Genomic DNA, 15,999 nt, shown 5'->3' with positions numbered 1-15,999 from the left:
CATGCGCATCGCCAACCTGCGAGATCGACTCGCGCTCGTGACCGACGAGCTGGCGCTCGACGTCGAGAAGGCCTCAGAGGGTCGGTTCGGCAGCGAGCCGCAGGCAGTCTTCCCTCGATGGGACGACTTCGCCGGGTGGGCGCGCGGCGTCGACGTGGCATCCCACCCCGACGCCGCCGCTTACTCGCCAGCGGACCTGGGTGCACCGTCGCCGGCTCCGTCGCAGGTGTTCGGCATCGGACTCAACTACGCCGACCATGCGAAGGAGTCAGGGCTCGCTCTGCCCGAGTTCCCTCTCGTGTTCACGAAGTTCCCCTCCAGCGTGACAGGACCCGACGCCGACGTGCGCCTGCCGGGCAAGACGGTGGACTGGGAGGCCGAGCTCGTCGTCGTGATCGGCCGCGGCGGCCGTCACATCGCCTCGCAGGATGCCATTGCGCACGTCGCCGGCTTCACCGTCGGCCAGGATCTCTCCGAACGCACCGTGCAGTGGCAGGGCCAGCCGGCGCAGTTCAGCGTGGGCAAGTCGTTCGAGGGATTCGCGCCGATCGGCCCCGTGATCGTCACGCTCGACGAGTTCGACGATCCGGCGAACCTGCGCATCACCACCGAGCTCACCTCTGCAGAAGGTGAGACGACCCTTCTGCAGGACGGGCGCACCGACCAGCTGATCTTCGACGTGCCCGAGCTCGTCAGTCGGCTCTCGGAGATCGTCGAGCTGCACCCTGGCGACCTCATCTTCACCGGAACACCGTCAGGCGTTGGTGCCGGACTCACGCCGCCGAAATACCTCACGGACGGTGATGCGCTCGCCACCTCGATCGAGGGCATCGGAACCATCAGACAGCGGTTCACGCGATGATCCTGGTCACGGCGGCGAACGGCAACCAAGCCAGACACTTGATTCCCCGGCTTGTCGCAGCAGGCGACGAGGTGCGCGCGGTCGTGGCCGGCGAAGGGTCGGCGCAGGCGCTGCGCGATGCGGGCGTCTCGGAAGTCGTGACCGCCGACCTGGGAGACGAGCGGTGCTGGGGCCGCCTTGTTGACGGCATCCGCTCGATCTATCACATCGGGCCAACGCTGCACCCGCGCGAACGCGCGATGGGAATCGGTCTCGTCGACGCCGCCAAGGAGGCGGGCGTCGAACACTTCGTCTTCAGCTCTGTGCTGCACTCGATCGTGACGAGCCTCGTGCAGCACGAGCTCAAGCGCGACATCGAAGAGCATCTCGTGCTGTCGGGCCTCGAGTTCAGCATTCTGCAGCCGGCGAACTACATGCTGCCGCTCAAGCTGCGGCCGGTGTTCGAGCGTGACGTCTTCGAGCTGTCGTGGTCGCTGCAGCGGCGGCAGTCGATGGTGGACCTCGCCGACGTGGCCGAGGTCGCGGAGGCAGTACTCGCCGATCCGGATGCTCATGCCGGCGCCACCTACGAACTGGTCGCGCCCGGCAGGTTCACCGCCTACGACATCGTCGAGGTGCTGTCGGATGTTCTCGGCCGCCCGATCGAGGCACGCGAGATCGACGCGGACGCCTACCTCCGCGCCTGGGTGGGCGACGCGGATCCCGCATCCGTGCAGCACGAACTGAGTGTGCTGCGCGGCATCACCGCGACGTACAGCGACCACGACTTCGTGGGAAACCCCGGCGTGCTCACCTGGTTGCTGGGACGGCGACCGACGACATTCCGCGAGTTCGCGCAGCGGGAGGCAGCGGCGCACGTGGCGACGAGCGGTCCAGGCGCGTCGTGACCCGAAAAGGTTGATGATCCGAACCGGGTCGTGACCCGAAGGGGTTCATGTCCGAACCGAATGTGCGAATGCCTCGGCATCGCGAGTCCTGAGGAGGTGGTGTCGGCGGTGATCGACAAGGTGGTGGGTTCCGCGGCGGATGCCGTTGCAGACATCCGGAGCGGGTCGAGTCTCGCGGTGGGCGGGTTCGGGCTGTGCGGCATCCCGATGGTGCTCATCGACGCTCTGCTCGAGTCCGGAGTCGACGAGCTGAGCGTGGTGTCGAACAATTGCGGCGTGGACGACTGGGGGCTCGGCGTACTGCTGGCCGCGCACCGCATCCGCAGGATGACGTCGTCGTATGTGGGGGAGAACAAGGAGTTCGAGCGACAGTTCCTTTCGGGCGAGCTGGAGCTCGAGCTGACTCCGCAGGGCACGCTCGCCGAGAAGCTGCGCGCGGGAGGCAGCGGCATCGCGGCATTCTTCACGCAGACCGGTGTCGGCACGCAGGTGGCGGAGGGCGGACTGCCGCGACGCTACAACGCCGACGGCTCGGTGGCGGTGGCGTCGCCGCCGAAGCCGGTGCAGCCGTTCACCGTGGCAGGTGCGGTGAAGGACTTCGTGCTGGAGGAAGCGATCAGCACCGACTTCGCGCTGGTGCACGCTGAACTCGCGGACCGGCAGGGCAATCTCGTGTTCGACAAATCGGCGCGCAACTTCTCGCCGCTGGCCGCGATGGCGGGCCGGATCTGCATCGCCGAGGTCGAGGAGCTCGTGGATGCCGGTGGTATCGATCCCGACACCGTGCACCTTCCCGGCGTCTACGTCGACCGCATCGTGGTGGTGGGGCGCGACGTGGAGAAGCGGATCGAGCGTCGCACGGTGCGTCCCGTATCGCAGGCGACCGGGCGAGGGGAGGCCTGACCATGTCATTGACCCGCGAGCAGATGGCGGCGCGTGCGGCACTGGAGTTGTCGGATGGAGCCTATGTGAACCTCGGGATCGGTCTGCCGACGCTGGTGCCGAACTACGTGCCGGATGGCGTGAGTGTCGTGCTGCAGTCGGAGAACGGCATCCTCGGTGTCGGTCCGTACCCGAGCGGGGACGCGGTGGATCCGGATCTGATCAATGCCGGCAAGGAGACGGTGACGGTGTTGCCGGGGGCGGCGTTCTTCGACTCCGCGCTCAGTTTCGGGATGATCCGCGGCGGCAAGATCGATGCCGCGATTCTGGGCGGCATGCAGGTGTCGGCTTCGGGAGATCTCGCGAACTGGATGATCCCGGGCAAGATGGTCAAGGGCCCGGGCGGGGCGATGGATCTGGTGCACGGTGCCCGTCAAGTCATCGTGCTCATGGAGCACGTGGCCAGGGACGGATCCCCGAAGATCGTCAACGCGTGCACCCTGCCGCTGACCGGGAAGGGTGTGGTGGATCGGATCATCACGGACCTCGCAGTGATCGACGTCAGCCCGGAGGGACTGCGGCTGGTCGAGTTGGCACCCGAGGTCACCGTCGACCAGGTGATCGCCGCGACGGAACCGCCGCTGCGGATCGGACTCTGAACCAGGGATGACTCGGCTCTCCGACGAACGTCATCGACCCTCGACCGTCACAATCGGTGCGCGCGGCAGCCTGGTTCACGGGATCAGACGCTCAGACGCCGTGTGCCGTGCTCATTCAGCCGTGTTTGGTTGGGCGTACTCGTCGAGCGGCGGGTCGAGTCTGTGCTGGGCGGCTTTCATGTAGCGAACGGATTGGCGGTTGTTCGGCTCCAGCGCCGCCATGGTTGTGGATTGCGTCATGAGGGTGGCTGCAGAGTTGAGGAGGTAGCGCACGGAGATGTCGTGGCCTTCGGTCGTGAGGGCGCGGAGCTCGACGTTGTCGCTTCGGCCGACGCGGTTGAGCGTGGCAGCGTACGCGACGAGCGTGTCTGCGGCTTCGTCACCGATCAACACGGGAGTTCCGCAGAAGATGAGCTCCTTCATGGCTCGAGCGTATGGGGCCGAGGCCGTTGCGTCTTCGGGTTGACATGTCGACGGCGGACGTGAAGCGGAACGATCGATCACGCTCGTTGCGTTCGGACATCGCCGCAGAGCGCCCAGGAGAGCGTGTCGGTCGCCGCTGCACAGGGTGATACTTGAATCACCGGATGTCGTGAACCTTCCCAGACCCCGACGTTTTGCCTCTTCCGGATTGCTGGAAGGGGCCGTCATGGGTTACGTGATCTATCAGGGCGAGCGATACCGGTTCGAGGATCGCACGCTTGCTCATGTTCACATCGTTGTGATCGACAAGCTGCGGCACGGCGAGAGTTTTGCTCTCTCATGGAGAATTCCCTTGAGCGAGGGCAGCGGTCGCACGTCGTTGTGGCTGCATCCGTCTGCGGACCTCACATTCCATTTCGACGGGTCGCGGTCGCCGAACATCAACGCGGCTTGGGTTCTCGCCCTTCGTGCTGCAGCGGACAGTTCACGGGGCTTGGTCCTGATGGAAGAAGAATCGGTGGTGGAGGCTGTGCGCGCCTGATGCGGATCCTCAACGCGAGCGGCGCGTAGTCATCAGCGATCGACGCCCTGCGGCTGCGGGCCGTCCGTAGTCCGACCGCCTCGAGTGTCCGTGCACGATCTGGCGTGATCGACTCAGTCGAGCGCTGCCAGGTACGCCGCGTATCCGTTCGGCACCCTTCCTCTCAGTCGTGCCGACGTGACGACCGGCTCCTGTTCCGTTTCGACGATGATGGCGTCCGTTCCACGCAGCGTCTGAACGAGGTCGATGTCTTCGTCTTCCGTGGTCGACGGGAATCCGCCCGCCGATTGATAGGTGGAGGCCCGCACCCCGAGGTTCGCGCCATGCACGTGCCCGAGGGTCGCGCCCGGCTGATGCCGAGCCCGCCAGATCCGCGCACGATGCTCGTCGAGGTCCTCCAGCACGGGCACGACGGCACCGATCAGTACGTCGGCACCCGCCCGCGCTGCGGCCAGATGCACACGCAGCCAGTTCGGCGGCACGACGGAGTCCGCGTCCGTCGTCGCCAGCCATGTTCGGCGAAGTTCCTCGTCGGTGCGGCCTTCGAAGGCTCGCGCGACCCCGGTTGATCGGGCAGCTCCCACGCACGAGGAGTTGATCACGACGGTACTCACGGCCGGATAGCCCGCGGACACCGCTGCAGAGCCGTCGCTGCAGTCATCCAGCACGAGGAGCACATCCGCGCTCTCGACATCGATGCGTCGCGTGGCGACCAGGATCGAGTCCAAACAGCCGGCCAGGGTCGCTTCCTCGTTGTGCGCGGGAACGACGACGACGATGCGGTCCGTGTGCGTTCCTCCGTGCACGGTCATGAGCGTTCCGGGCGGTGATAGCTCTCGATGAGGAAGTCTCTCTCGAGATGGGTGACATCCGCGGGCGTGCCCATCGCCGTGGCAAGCGCGTGGTGTGCTGCCGTCCCGCTCTGGAGAAAGTCCGCCGCGTCGCCTGTCCAGTGGGCGATGATCACCTCGCCGCCTGACACGAGCGCGTCCGCGACACGTCCACAGACGCTGTGCCACTCGTCCGGTGTGAAGTAGTAGCCCAGCTCGGAAAGCACGACGAGGTCGTAGGCGCCGCCGGGCCACTGGTGCGGCAGGCGCATCCGTTCGATGCGAACGTTGGGCCTGGACCGCGTTCGATCCCGTGCCGCATGCACCGCGGCGAAGGATCCGTCGACGGCGAGCACGTCGTCGGCGCGCCCGGCGAGCTCCGCCGTGGTGACACCGATCGAACAGCCGAGTTCGAGGACGGCGCGATATCGCTCCTGCCGGAGCGTGGACAGGAGGACGGCACGCTTGCGCCGCTCGTACCAGCTGTCGCGTACGTTCCACGGGTCCGTGCTCGAGCCGTGGAGCAGCTCGAAATGCAGGTCGGCACTCGTCGGCTCGAGCACGAGGATTTCACGGCCGGCATCGGCCCAGTCCAACACTCCGGAACGCAGCACCGGATCGTCACCGGACAGTTGGGACGAGAACGCGCGCACCGCTGCGCGTTTACGCGACCGGGCCGTTTCGGTCAGCGGAAGTGCGATCGAATCCGACCAGGGAACGTCGGCCGGCTCGCCCCATTGCCACAACCACACGGGATACGCGTATGCCTGTCTACCGTGGTCGCGGGCCACGGCTGAGACGGCCTGGCCGAGCGCACGGTGATCCCCGTGGCGGTCTCCGCTCCACGGGGCCACGATCGTGCGGCCGGGGTACTCGCTCAAGCTCGACCGCACCGCAGCATCCAGTCGGTCTTGTTCGGCGCGCAGGGCGCCGTCCGTGAGTTCAAGAGCGGAGAACGTTGCGTCGGGATGCAGCAGTGCCAGCGCGGACGCGAGCTCACGGAGCCGTTCGGGGGTGCCCGTAGCCAGCTCGACGTGCACCTGCACCCCTCGTTCGGCCGCCGCCGCGATCAGGCCACCGACGCCTAACGTCTCGTCATCTGGATGCGCCGACCAGACGAGCAGCCCGTTGCCGAACAGCAGGTCGAGATCAGCGACGGGCACGTGTGTCCACGCGGGGGCCGCCATCCATTCGGATGCGGACGTGACCGCGCGCGCGGAATCGAAGGTCACCATCGAAGGTCGCCCGCCAGGAGACGCCGTCCGATCGCCCCCGGGTCCCGCAGCCGATGGTACTGGGCCGCGTACAACTCGAGATCGGCGGCCCGACGCGCGATCGTCGAATCGAACGCGAGAGCTGCTGGACCGTTGACGTCGCGAACGGCGGAGAGCGCATCATCTACCGCCATGATCACCGTCGCGCGCGTCGAGTGGGCGACCGCCGCCCACTCGTCGGCGGTCAAATGAGCCGAATCGACAAGCAACGCCGAGCGTTCGAGCGATGCGCGTGCCGCGTCGAGCAGCTGCCAAAGGGTGCCGACCCGATGTTCCAGCAAAGGGCCTCCGCCCCTCTGCCGGGCGGCGTCGGCGACGGTTTTTGCCAGTGCTTGAGCGCCACCCCACCACACGGCGGCCACGCCGATGCCGCCCCAGGCGAATCCCCGCCGATTCAGATACCAATCGTCGTCGCCGACCGGCGTGGCCGGGACGTCGCGGAAGCGCAAAGGTCCGCTGTCGATCTGTCGGAGGCCGGCAGCCGCCCATTCGTGCTCGACAGGTTGCACCCCGTCGGCGCGCAGGTCGACGGCGAACAGCCGTCGAGACGAAGGGCCCGTCGCGGCGGTGACGAGCGCCGCATCCAGCCGGTCTCCGAGCGAGCACCACGGCTTGATGCCGGTCAGCATCCAGCCGTTCGCCGTCTCCTTCGCGTCGAGCGCAACGCCAGGCGCCTCGGCGGCGAAAACACCCCACGACCTGTGCCGATCGAGTCGAACGTTCGCCTCCTGCAGGATGGCGAGGGCGTCAAGATGCGGCTCGAGCACCCGCGCGGCCGTCATGTCGGTGAATCCGGCCGTCGCGAGCCCGGAGAAGCGATCGACGGTTCGACCCCTGCCAGGCAGTGGCACGTCTGCACCGGCGTTCGGCAGGCGTGCGAGGAGGTCATCGATCTCGCCGGCCTCATGTGCCGCCGGCAGGTAGTCCTCAAGGCCGTCACGGCGGTTCGTGACGATCTCCGTCATAGTTCGCGTCTGCTGCGCCACTGCTCTCTCCATCGCCCGCCCGAAGGTCTTCCGCCCACCCTCATCGTCATCGTGCGTCGGAGCCGCCGTCGAGTGGTTGCGCGCGGTTGGTGTAGGGCTGTATGACGATGCGACGCCGGATGCGATCGCGCATTGTCGCCCGAAAAGTGCGCAGTCACAACTGCTGCCGCACCACCGCCGAACGGTTGCGAGCGCTGCACGCGGTCCCCGACGGGCGAAGCGACACCATCGCCGCCACCACGACCCTGCCGGCATTCCCGAATGGTGAACAGGACACAGCGAGCGTCGTCGACATGATCTCGGCACGCATCGACGCGACGGTCGCGACGATGCAGCGCGTGCACGACGACGTCGATGAGGAAGGATCCCAACGGCGCAGACGTACTCCACACTGACATCGAGCGCCTGGAACAGCTGTCTTGGATGGTCAGCGTGGAGAACCGCTTACTCAACCGCTCATCCAAGAAGTGAGAGCCTGCCCGCGGGTGCGACAGAACAAAGCCGGACTCGTCGCTCCAGCCCCCCCCCCCCCCCGCGCGGGAATCCCATCCTTCGGAGGCGTGCACCAGCGTGTCGCAGCGTGAAACCGCACACAACTGAGCCACCCGGGCGCCTCATGTGTCGTCTTGTGCTGCTGAGGAGAGGAAAACACCCGGTAGATGCGTCAATTCATGGCGGAGGATGGGGGATTCGAACCCCCGAGGGCTTTCACCCAACACGCTTTCCAAGCGTGCGCCATAGGCCACTAGGCGAATCCTCCGGGCGGCCGCGCAAACGGCCTCAAAGAATCTTACCCGACGCCAGAGGCGCTGCAGACCGCGGTCGTCGGGCGCCGTCGCACCGGGCATCAGGCGTCTGCCGCCCACGAACACGGCGGTCAGGCGCCGCGGAGCAACGGGCATCCGGATGCCGGTACACTGGACGACGGCTCCTCGCGTGGCGCCATCCAGGCCAACTCCCCCAGGACGGAAACGTAGCAAGGGTAACCGGGCTCTGGCGGGTGCGCGAGGGGTCCCTTTTGTTTTACGCGCCGAGACCTGGCGGCCGGGACGGCCGCCAGCGCTGACGTCGCGGCGGAGGCCAGAAATGGCCTCCGCTTTCAGCTCCAGCGCGCCCCGCCCGGCGCACCGCTGTCGGCAGTCTGAATGGTTGCGTTTGTCGCGGCGTACACGCCGCCGCGACGTGGAGCGTGTTGCGTTCCGGGGAGGGCGGCTTGTCGCTGTTCCGGGCGACCGGCTGGTGCGGGTCCGAACGGTCGCGCCGGCGGCTTCCATTGCGTCGGTCCCCTCCCGCGCATCGCGGCCGGCACGCCTGAGCCCAGCGGGCGGATCCACCCGAATGCGCGTCATCCGCGTCCGGTGAACAGGATCGTTCGGATTCAACCGGGGCGGGGCGGCGGCGACGCATCCCTCCGTCCACAGGGGGGCCCGCAGCATTGATCTCTCCACATGCCTGGCGCGTCACACGTCCACCCGACAAGGATGGAGATGCGGCCGCAACCGCGACCGGATTGGAGGGGGTATCCGTGCCATTCGGGTCGACGTCGACGAAGTCCCGCACCAAGAAGAACGAGGCAGGCAAGCGGAAGAAAGCAGGAGGCGAGGGGAACGAGACGGCGCAGGTCGTGGCATCCGCCACTGCCGTCGAACCGAGTCATGATGGCCCGGCGTCGGGTGAAGATCCGGCGTTTCCGCACAGGACCGAGCAAGGCCTCCGGCACGAGACGATCGAGGCGCTGGACGCCTGGTGGCGTGCGGCCAACTACCTCAGCGTCGGACAGATCTACCTGCTCGACAATCCGTTGCTGACACGGCCTCTGACACGGGATGACATCAAGCCGCGTCTGCTCGGGCACTGGGGCACCACGCCGGGACTGAACTTCGTCTACGCGCACCTGAACCGCGTCATCCAGGAGCGCAGTCTCAACACCATCTACGTCACCGGTCCCGGCCACGGCGGCCCCGGCATGGTGGCGAATGCCTACCTCGACGGCACGTACTCGGAGGTGTACGCGCACATCACCAGGGACGCCGAGGGGATGCGCAAGCTGTTCCGGCAGTTCTCGTTCCCGGGCGGCATCCCGAGTCACGTCGCGCCAGAAACACCCGGATCCATCCACGAGGGCGGTGAGCTCGGTTACTCGCTGAGTCATGCGTACGGTGCCGCGTTCGACAATCCGGATCTGCTCGTCGCCTGCGTCGTCGGCGACGGCGAAGCGGAGACCGGGCCGCTCGCGACGAGCTGGCATTCGAACAAATTCGTGGATCCGCGAAACGACGGCGTCGTGCTGCCGATCCTGCACCTCAACGGGTACAAGATCGCGAATCCCACCGTGCTCGCGCGCATCCCGGAGGACGAACTACTCGACCTCTTCCGCGGCTACGGCCACGTGCCGTACCTCGTCACCGGGGGCTTCGACGGCGAAGATCCGATCGCGGTGCACAAGCGCTTCGCCGACGTGCTCGACCAGGTGCTCGACGACATCGCGACCATCAAAGCGGATGCCCGTGCCGGCCGATACGACGCCGCGCCCGGCGACGAGCAGCACGGCTCCACCCCGCCATGGCCGATGATCATCCTGCGCACGCCAAAGGGATGGACATGCCCGCACGAGATCGACGGCGTGCAGGTGGAGGGCACGTACCGCGCCCACCAGGTGCCGCTCGCGAACGCGCGGGACACCGAGGAGCACACGCGCATCCTCGAGGACTGGCTGCGTAAGTACCGTCCGGAGGAGCTGTTCGACGAGGACGGCGCTCCGGTGCCGATCGCCACCGAGCTCGCACCATCCGGAGACAAGCGGATGAGCGCCAATCCGGTCGCCAACGGCGGCCTCCTCCGCAAGGAGCTCTCGTTGCGTGACTTCCGTGACTTCGCCGTCGACGTGCCGGCGCCAGGCGCGACCACGGCCGAGGCCACGAAGGTGCTCGGACACTGGCTCGCGACGGTGATCGCCGACAATCCGCACTCGTTCCGCATCTTCGGGCCGGATGAGACGGCATCCAACCGGCTCGCGCCCGCAGTCTACGAGTCGACCGACAAGCAGTGGAACGCGGAGATCTGGGAGACGGACGACCACCTCGCGCGCGCCGGTCGCGTCATGGAGATGCTCAGCGAGCACCAATGCGAGGGATGGCTGGAGGGCTACCTGCTCACCGGTCGGCACGGCCTGTTCAACTGCTACGAGGCGTTCATCCACATCATCGACTCGATGTTCAACCAGCACGCCAAGTGGCTGAAGGTGACACGGGAGATCCCGTGGCGCAGACCCATCTCGAGCCTCAACTACCTGCTGTCCAGCCACGTGTGGCGCCAAGACCACAACGGCTTCAGCCACCAGGATCCGGGCTTCATCGACCACGTCGTGAACAAGAGCGCCGACGTGGTTCGCGTCTACCTGCCGTTCGATGCGAACACACTGCTGTCCACCTACGACCACTGCCTGCGATCCGTCGACTACGTCAACGTCGTCGTCGCCGGCAAGCAGCCGACCGCCAACTGGCTCACCATGGAGCAGGCCATCGCGCACTGCACGCGGGGCATCGGCATCTTCGACTGGGCGGGCACCGAGGTGGAGGGCCAGGCGCCGGATGTCGTGCTCGCCGCGGCAGGAGACATCCCGACGCTCGAAGTGCTCGCGGCGGCGCAACTCCTGCGCGACGAGATCCCCAACCTGCGGGTACGCGTCGTCAACGTCGTGGACCTGATGCGCCTGCAGTCGGAGACGGAGCATCCGCACGGGCTGAACGACCGCGAGTTCGATGCCATTTTCACCGCCGATCGGCCGGTGGTGTTCGCCTATCACGGCTATCCGTGGCTGATTCATCGCCTCACGTATCGCCGGCACGGACACGACAATCTGCACGTGCGCGGATACAAGGAGAACGGCACCACCACCACGCCGTTCGACATGGTGATGCTCAACGACCTCGATCGCTTCCACCTCGTGATCGATGTCATCGACCGTGTTCCCGGCCTGTCTGAGCGGTATGCCGAACTGCGGCAGCGCATGCAGGATGCGCGGCTCGAGGCGCGTCAGTACACGCGCGATCACGGCGAAGACCTCCCCGAGGTCGCGAATTGGGCATGGGGACATCCGCAGGACAGCGCAGATGAGACGGTGAACGCGTCAGCGGACACCGGAGGAGACAACGCGTGAAGTCCGTCTACATCACGTCGGCCGAGGGACGCAGCGGAAAGTCGACCATCGCGTTGGGCGTGGTCGACCTGCTGCTGCGGCAGGGCCGGACAGTGGGCGTGTTTCGGCCGATCGCACGGTCGGCGTCCGAGCGCGACTATGTGCTCGACCTGCTGCTGGGGCTCGACGGCGTACAGACCGGGTACGAGCAGGCGCTCGGGGTGACCTATGAAGACGTGCACGCCGACCCCGATGCCGCGCTCGGGCGCATCATCGACCGGTACAAGGCGGTGGAGGCATCCAGCGATGTGGTCGTCATCGTCGGCAGCGACTTCACCGACGTGGGTACACCGACCGAGCTGGGCTTCAACGCCCGCATCGCCGCCAATCTCGGTGCCCCGGTGCTGCTCGTGCTCGGCGGACGCATCGCCCAGGGCTCCGACGAGCGCCTAGGGCAAGCGGATGCCCGCACTCCCGCCGACCTGCACCAGCTCGCCGAGGTGACGGTCGCCTCCTTGCGGGCGGAGCACGCCGACCTGCTCGGCGTGGTCGTCAACCGCGCCGATCCGAACGCCCTGCCCGCGATCGCGGACGCCGTCCACATGGCTGCGGAGTCGACGATCGTGTGGACCATCCCCGAGGATCCGATGCTGGTGGCGCCGGCGGTGCGGGCGATCATGGCATCCGTCGACGGCGAGCTGCTGCGCGGCGACCCCGAGCTGCTGGACCGTGAGGCCGTCGGCGTGGTCGTCGCGGCGATGTCCATGGAGAACGTGTTGTCGCGACTCATCGAAGGGTCTGTGGTCGTCGTTCCCGGCGACCGCACGGAGGTGCTGCTCGCGGTGCTGATGGCGAACGCGGCTGGCACGTTCCCGTCCATCTCGGCGATCGTGCTCAACGGCGGATTCGAGTTGAGCGAGCCCGTGAGGCGGCTCCTCGACGGCGTGCGCTCGTCGCTGCCCATCATCTCCTCGCCCTACGGGAGCTATGAGACCACGGTGCGCATCACGCACACCCGAGGACGTCTCGCCGCCGACTCCGAACGCAAACGGCAGACGGCGTTGCAGCTGTTCGCCGACCACGTCGACATGGGCCGGCTGCTGGCTGCGCTGGACGTCACCCGATCGCCCATCGTCACCCCGCTCATGTTCGCGTACGAACTCGTGGAGCGAGCGCGGGGCGATCGCAAGCGCATCGTGCTGCCGGAGGGCGGCGACGACCGCATCCTGCGCGCCGCGCACATCGTGCTCTCCAGGGGCATCGCCGACCTCACCATCCTGGGCGAGGAGGATGCGGTGCGGTCGCGCGCGGCCGAGCTCGGTCTCGAGTTGGCGGGGGCGAGCATCCTGTCGCCGTTCGACGCCGATCTGCACGAACGCTTCACCGACGAATACGCCCGGTTTCGCGCGCACAAGGGGATCACTCGTGTGCAGGCTGCGGATGTCGTCACCGACGTCTCGTACTTCGGCACCCTGATGGTGCAGCTCGGCCTCGCCGACGGCATGGTGTCCGGCGCGGCGCACACGACCGCGCACACCATCCGTCCGGCGTTCGAGATCATCAAGACGAGGCCGGGCGTCTCCGTGGTGTCCAGCGTGTTCCTCATGGCGCTCGCCGACCGGGTGCTCGTGTACGGAGACTGCGCGGTGATCCCGGATCCGACGGCGGACCAGCTCGCCGACATCGCCATCTCGTCGTCCGCGACGGCACGCCAGTTCGGCATCGATCCTCGCGTGGCGATGTTGTCGTACTCGACGGGGGAGTCGGGGAGCGGGGCCGACGTGGAGAAGGTGCGGGAGGCGACATCCCTGGTGCGGTCCCGGGCGCCGGAACTCCTCGTCGAAGGCCCGATCCAGTACGACGCCGCCGCGGATGCCGCGGTCGCCGCCGCGAAGATGCCAGGCAGCCAGGTCGCCGGCCGTGCCACGGTGTTCATCTTCCCCGACCTCAACACCGGCAACAACACGTACAAGGCGGTGCAGCGCTCGGCGGGCGCGGTCGCAATCGGACCGGTGCTCCAAGGCCTGCGCAAGCCGATCAACGACCTGTCGCGCGGCGCGCTCGTGGACGACATCGTGAACACGATCGCGATCACCGCGATCCAGGCGCAGGCATGACCTGGCGAGGCACCTCGGCATACAAACCCGACGCTCCTGCGCACGCGTCCCTGTTCGTTCGAGCGGTGCTTCGGTCAAACGCGCCGCCGTCGGGGCGTCGATCCCGGCGTGTCGCACAAGATCGCCGCTGGACGACACACCCGAACGTGGCGGAGTCGACGGAGAAAACAACACGGTCGAGCCTGGCGGAGCCGGCAGAGAAGAGGAAACCATGGCATCCGTCCTGGTGATCAACAGCGGATCATCGTCGTTCAAGTACCAGCTGATCGATGCGGACAGCGAAGAGCGGCTCGCATCCGGCCTCGTCGAGCGCATCGGCGAGGCGACGGGGCACGCAACGCACGATACGGATGAGGGGCACTGGGAGCGTTCGCTGGAGATCCCGGACCACACGGCAGGGTTCGCCGTGATGCTGGACGCGTTCCGGGAGCACGGACCGAGCCTGGACGAGCATCCGCCGGTCGCCGTCGGACATCGCGTGGTGCACGGCGGCGCCCGATTCTTCGAGCCCACGCTCGTGACGCCGCTCGTGCTGATCAACATCGAGGACCTCTCCGACCTCGCGCCGTTGCACAATCCGGCCAACGCGCAGGGCATCAAGGCGGCGCAGAAGACCTTCCCCGATCTGCCGCACGTGGCCGTGTTCGACACCGCGTTCCACCAGACGATGCCGCCGGATGCCTACACCTACGCGCTCGAGACATCTCTCGCCGAGCGGTACCGCATCCGTCGCTACGGGTTCCACGGCACCAGCCACAAGTTCGTGTCGGAGGCGGCAGCGGAGTTCATGCAGCGCTCGCTCACGGACCTCAAGCAGATCGTGCTGCACCTGGGGAACGGGGCATCCGTCTGCGCGATCGACGGCGGCCGTTCGGTGGACACGAGCATGGGATTCACCCCGCTCGAGGGCCTCGTGATGGGGACACGGGCCGGTGACATCGACCCCGCAGTGCTGCTGTACCTCCAGCGCAAGACCCGCATCGACGTCGACGACCTCGACGATGTGCTGAACAAGCGGTCCGGGGTCCTCGGGCTGTCCGGGCACAAGGACATGCGCGACCTCACACGTGCGGCCGAGACGGGTGACCCTGCCGCACAGCTCGCGTTGGGCGTCTACCTGCGTCGCATCAAGCGCTATCTCGGTGCCTACATGGCGGAACTCGGCGGTGTCGACGTCATCTCGTTCACAGCCGGAGTAGGGGAGAACTCCGTGCCGGTACGCGCCGGCGCGCTCGCAGGAATGGAACGCCTCGGCATCGAGCTCGATCCGGACCGCAATGCTGCCCCGAACAACGGTCCCAGGATGATCTCCACGGACGCCTCACCCGTGACGGTCCTCGTCGTACCCACCAACGAGGAACTCGAGATCGCCCGCCAGACGCTTCAGGCCGTGAGGTAATGGGGCCGACGTGGTCCTTTGCGTGGCCAGTGCGGCAGCGACATGGCCACGACCGGTGCCGAAAACCGGAAGGAGCCTCCCGTCCGACGTGTCGCAGGCACAGATGCGGTGTGTCGCGTCTAAGCTCCGATTTCCAGCACGGCCCGCTCATGGTTTTCGTCGCGTCCGCGCAGAGCAATCACAGATGGCGGCGATGGGCGTCCCGCACCATCCGCCCCACCGTCTCCTCGATGTAGTCCCACTCTGCATCGACCGAAACGGCCGGAACACGCAGTACTCGAATGCCGATCCATTCAGCGGCCAGATCCCGTCGGCGATCGTCGGCGAACGACTCAGCGTGGAACTCGCGACCATCTGTCTCGAGATCGACGACGTCGTCGACCAGATTGTCAACGTGCCCGACGCCGGGAACGAGTACCTGCGGACGGACTCGGAAGCCGACGCGCTGCAATCGAAGGCGTGCTTTGGTCTCGTATCCGGATTGCGGTCCCTCGACCGCCAGAGCGAATGCCGACCTCATACGTATTGGGGCACCGGCGACCAGTCGGTGGAACGCAGATGATGAGATCGCCTTGCGATAGCGCGCGGATTCCAGAGCGGCCACGGAATCCTCTTCGCCCAGACAGGTCGTGGAACGTCGAAGCGCTGCTGGTACGGACACACGGATTTGGTCGCCTCCGGCTGGCGCATCCGACCAATGGATGCAGGCGTCATCCGGCAGCAGGGCCGGACGCGCTATGCGCCCACCACGAGGGAGCCGCAGATGCAGACGGTCGTCGCCCCCAGTCCAGATGTTGCGTTCGCGTAGCGCGCTGAGGCAGTCGAGTCGTGCGCCCAGTTCCACCGCCAGTCGTGCATCGCCGGAGAGGTGCGCGCAGGCGAGCGTGCCTCGGCGTGGACGCCAGACCGCGGCATCCGCCCCGAGTCTGGCTACATCTCGCCTGGACATGCCAGCCGCGATCAGACGGCCGGAAGCTGCGACGTGTCCCAATGCGCACAAG

13 protein-coding genes, 1 tRNA gene, 1 other RNA gene and 1 pseudogene are annotated in these 15,999 nt (G+C 67.0%); 11 read left to right on the top strand and 5 right to left on the bottom strand.

Features of this window, described 5'->3' with window-relative positions:
* Position 1 precedes the first annotated feature (1 nt).
* The 4 genes from ACX9R5_RS16445 (at position 2) to ACX9R5_RS16430 (ending at position 3,290) form a co-directional block, all read left to right on the top strand.
* The gene (locus ACX9R5_RS16445; protein ID WP_459410134.1) at positions 2–862 is read left to right on the top strand and encodes a fumarylacetoacetate hydrolase family protein; all 861 of its coding nucleotides are present in this window, start codon (positions 2–4) and stop codon (positions 860–862) included.
* Positions 859–1,749: an NmrA family NAD(P)-binding protein gene (locus ACX9R5_RS16440; RefSeq protein ID WP_459410133.1), complete on the top strand. Its 891-nt coding sequence runs from the start codon at positions 859–861 to the stop codon at positions 1,747–1,749. Before ACX9R5_RS16445 ends, ACX9R5_RS16440 begins: the two co-directional genes overlap by 4 nt.
* A 108-nt stretch (positions 1,750–1,857) precedes the next feature.
* The gene (locus ACX9R5_RS16435; protein ID WP_459410367.1) at positions 1,858–2,652 is read left to right on the top strand and encodes a CoA transferase subunit A; all 795 of its coding nucleotides are present in this window, start codon (positions 1,858–1,860) and stop codon (positions 2,650–2,652) included.
* A 2-nt stretch (positions 2,653–2,654) separates the two neighbouring features.
* On the top strand, positions 2,655–3,290 hold the full coding sequence (locus ACX9R5_RS16430) for a CoA transferase subunit B (protein ID WP_459410132.1): 636 nt from the start codon (positions 2,655–2,657) through the stop codon (positions 3,288–3,290).
* Positions 3,291–3,401: 111 nt separating this feature from the next.
* Here the strand turns inward: ACX9R5_RS16430 and ACX9R5_RS16425 are convergent, their stop codons facing one another.
* Positions 3,402–3,713, bottom strand: a complete 312-nt coding sequence (locus ACX9R5_RS16425) for a hypothetical protein (protein ID WP_459410131.1) — start codon at positions 3,711–3,713, stop codon at positions 3,402–3,404.
* Positions 3,714–3,939: 226 nt separating this feature from the next.
* Here ACX9R5_RS16425 and ACX9R5_RS16420 point away from each other — a divergent pair, with 226 nt between their 5' ends.
* Positions 3,940–4,254, top strand: coding sequence for a DUF7882 family protein (locus tag ACX9R5_RS16420; protein WP_459410130.1), 315 nt, complete (start codon positions 3,940–3,942; stop codon positions 4,252–4,254).
* 113 nt (positions 4,255–4,367) lie between these two features.
* Here ACX9R5_RS16420 and ACX9R5_RS16415 read toward each other — a convergent pair whose 3' ends face one another.
* The 3 genes from ACX9R5_RS16415 to ACX9R5_RS16405 all read right to left on the bottom strand — a co-directional run bounded on the left by ACX9R5_RS16415 (position 4,368) and on the right by ACX9R5_RS16405 (position 7,323).
* On the bottom strand, positions 4,368–5,066 hold the full coding sequence (locus ACX9R5_RS16415) for a glycosyltransferase family 2 protein (RefSeq protein ID WP_459410129.1): 699 nt from the start codon (positions 5,064–5,066) through the stop codon (positions 4,368–4,370).
* Positions 5,063–6,247, bottom strand: a complete 1,185-nt coding sequence (locus tag ACX9R5_RS16410; RefSeq protein ID WP_459410128.1) for a PIG-L family deacetylase — start codon at positions 6,245–6,247, stop codon at positions 5,063–5,065. Before ACX9R5_RS16410 ends, ACX9R5_RS16415 begins: the two co-directional genes overlap by 4 nt.
* A 65-nt stretch (positions 6,248–6,312) precedes the next feature.
* Entirely contained in the window at positions 6,313–7,323 is a 1,011-nt protein-coding gene (locus tag ACX9R5_RS16405; RefSeq protein WP_459410127.1) for a hypothetical protein, read from the bottom strand.
* Between the two features lie 197 nt (positions 7,324–7,520).
* Between ACX9R5_RS16405 and ACX9R5_RS16400 the strand changes: the two are divergent.
* Positions 7,521–7,815: pseudogene (locus ACX9R5_RS16400) on the top strand (Dps family protein); the annotation flags it as partial.
* Positions 7,816–8,016: 201 nt separating this feature from the next.
* Here ACX9R5_RS16400 and ACX9R5_RS16395 read toward each other — a convergent pair.
* Positions 8,017–8,104, bottom strand: a tRNA-Ser gene (locus tag ACX9R5_RS16395).
* A 163-nt stretch (positions 8,105–8,267) separates the two neighbouring features.
* Here ACX9R5_RS16395 and ffs point away from each other — a divergent pair.
* The 5 genes from ffs (at position 8,268) to ACX9R5_RS16370 (ending at position 15,560) form a co-directional block, all read left to right on the top strand.
* Positions 8,268–8,364, top strand: an RNA gene (ffs, locus tag ACX9R5_RS16390) — signal recognition particle sRNA small type.
* Positions 8,365–8,968: 604 nt separating this feature from the next.
* Positions 8,969–11,503 (top strand): phosphoketolase family protein, encoded by a 2,535-nt coding sequence (locus ACX9R5_RS16385; protein ID WP_459410366.1) that lies wholly within the window; start codon positions 8,969–8,971, stop codon positions 11,501–11,503.
* Positions 11,500–13,599, top strand: a complete 2,100-nt coding sequence (gene pta / locus ACX9R5_RS16380; RefSeq protein WP_459410126.1) for a phosphate acetyltransferase — start codon at positions 11,500–11,502, stop codon at positions 13,597–13,599. The genes ACX9R5_RS16385 and pta overlap by 4 nt, the downstream gene beginning before the upstream one ends.
* A 211-nt stretch (positions 13,600–13,810) precedes the next feature.
* A complete protein-coding gene (locus ACX9R5_RS16375; RefSeq protein ID WP_459410125.1) occupies positions 13,811–14,998 on the top strand; it encodes an acetate/propionate family kinase in 1,188 nt (395 codons plus the stop codon).
* A gap of 184 nt (positions 14,999–15,182) precedes the next feature.
* Positions 15,183–15,560, top strand: coding sequence for a hypothetical protein (locus tag ACX9R5_RS16370; RefSeq protein ID WP_459410124.1), 378 nt, complete (start codon positions 15,183–15,185; stop codon positions 15,558–15,560).
* Positions 15,561–15,999: the final 439 nt, after the last annotated feature.

The sequence above is a fragment of the Rathayibacter sp. CAU 1779 genome (assembly GCF_054551755.1).
This window is presented reverse-complemented; position numbering and strand designations above follow the sequence as displayed.

Coding starts and splice junctions, on each gene's coding strand:
- ACX9R5_RS16445 (WP_459410134.1), top strand. CDS start 2: ATGCGCATCGCCAACCTGCGAGATCGACTCGCGCTCGTGACCGACGAG.
- ACX9R5_RS16440 (WP_459410133.1), top strand. CDS start 859: ATGATCCTGGTCACGGCGGCGAACGGCAACCAAGCCAGACACTTGATT.
- ACX9R5_RS16430 (WP_459410132.1), top strand. CDS start 2,655: ATGTCATTGACCCGCGAGCAGATGGCGGCGCGTGCGGCACTGGAGTTG.
- ACX9R5_RS16425 (WP_459410131.1), bottom strand. CDS start 3,713: ATGAAGGAGCTCATCTTCTGCGGAACTCCCGTGTTGATCGGTGACGAA.
- ACX9R5_RS16420 (WP_459410130.1), top strand. CDS start 3,940: ATGGGTTACGTGATCTATCAGGGCGAGCGATACCGGTTCGAGGATCGC.
- ACX9R5_RS16415 (WP_459410129.1), bottom strand. CDS start 5,066: ATGACCGTGCACGGAGGAACGCACACGGACCGCATCGTCGTCGTCGTT.
- ACX9R5_RS16405 (WP_459410127.1), bottom strand. CDS start 7,323: ATGACGGAGATCGTCACGAACCGCCGTGACGGCCTTGAGGACTACCTG.
- ACX9R5_RS16375 (WP_459410125.1), top strand. CDS start 13,811: ATGGCATCCGTCCTGGTGATCAACAGCGGATCATCGTCGTTCAAGTAC.
- ACX9R5_RS16370 (WP_459410124.1), top strand. CDS start 15,183: ATGGCGGCGATGGGCGTCCCGCACCATCCGCCCCACCGTCTCCTCGAT.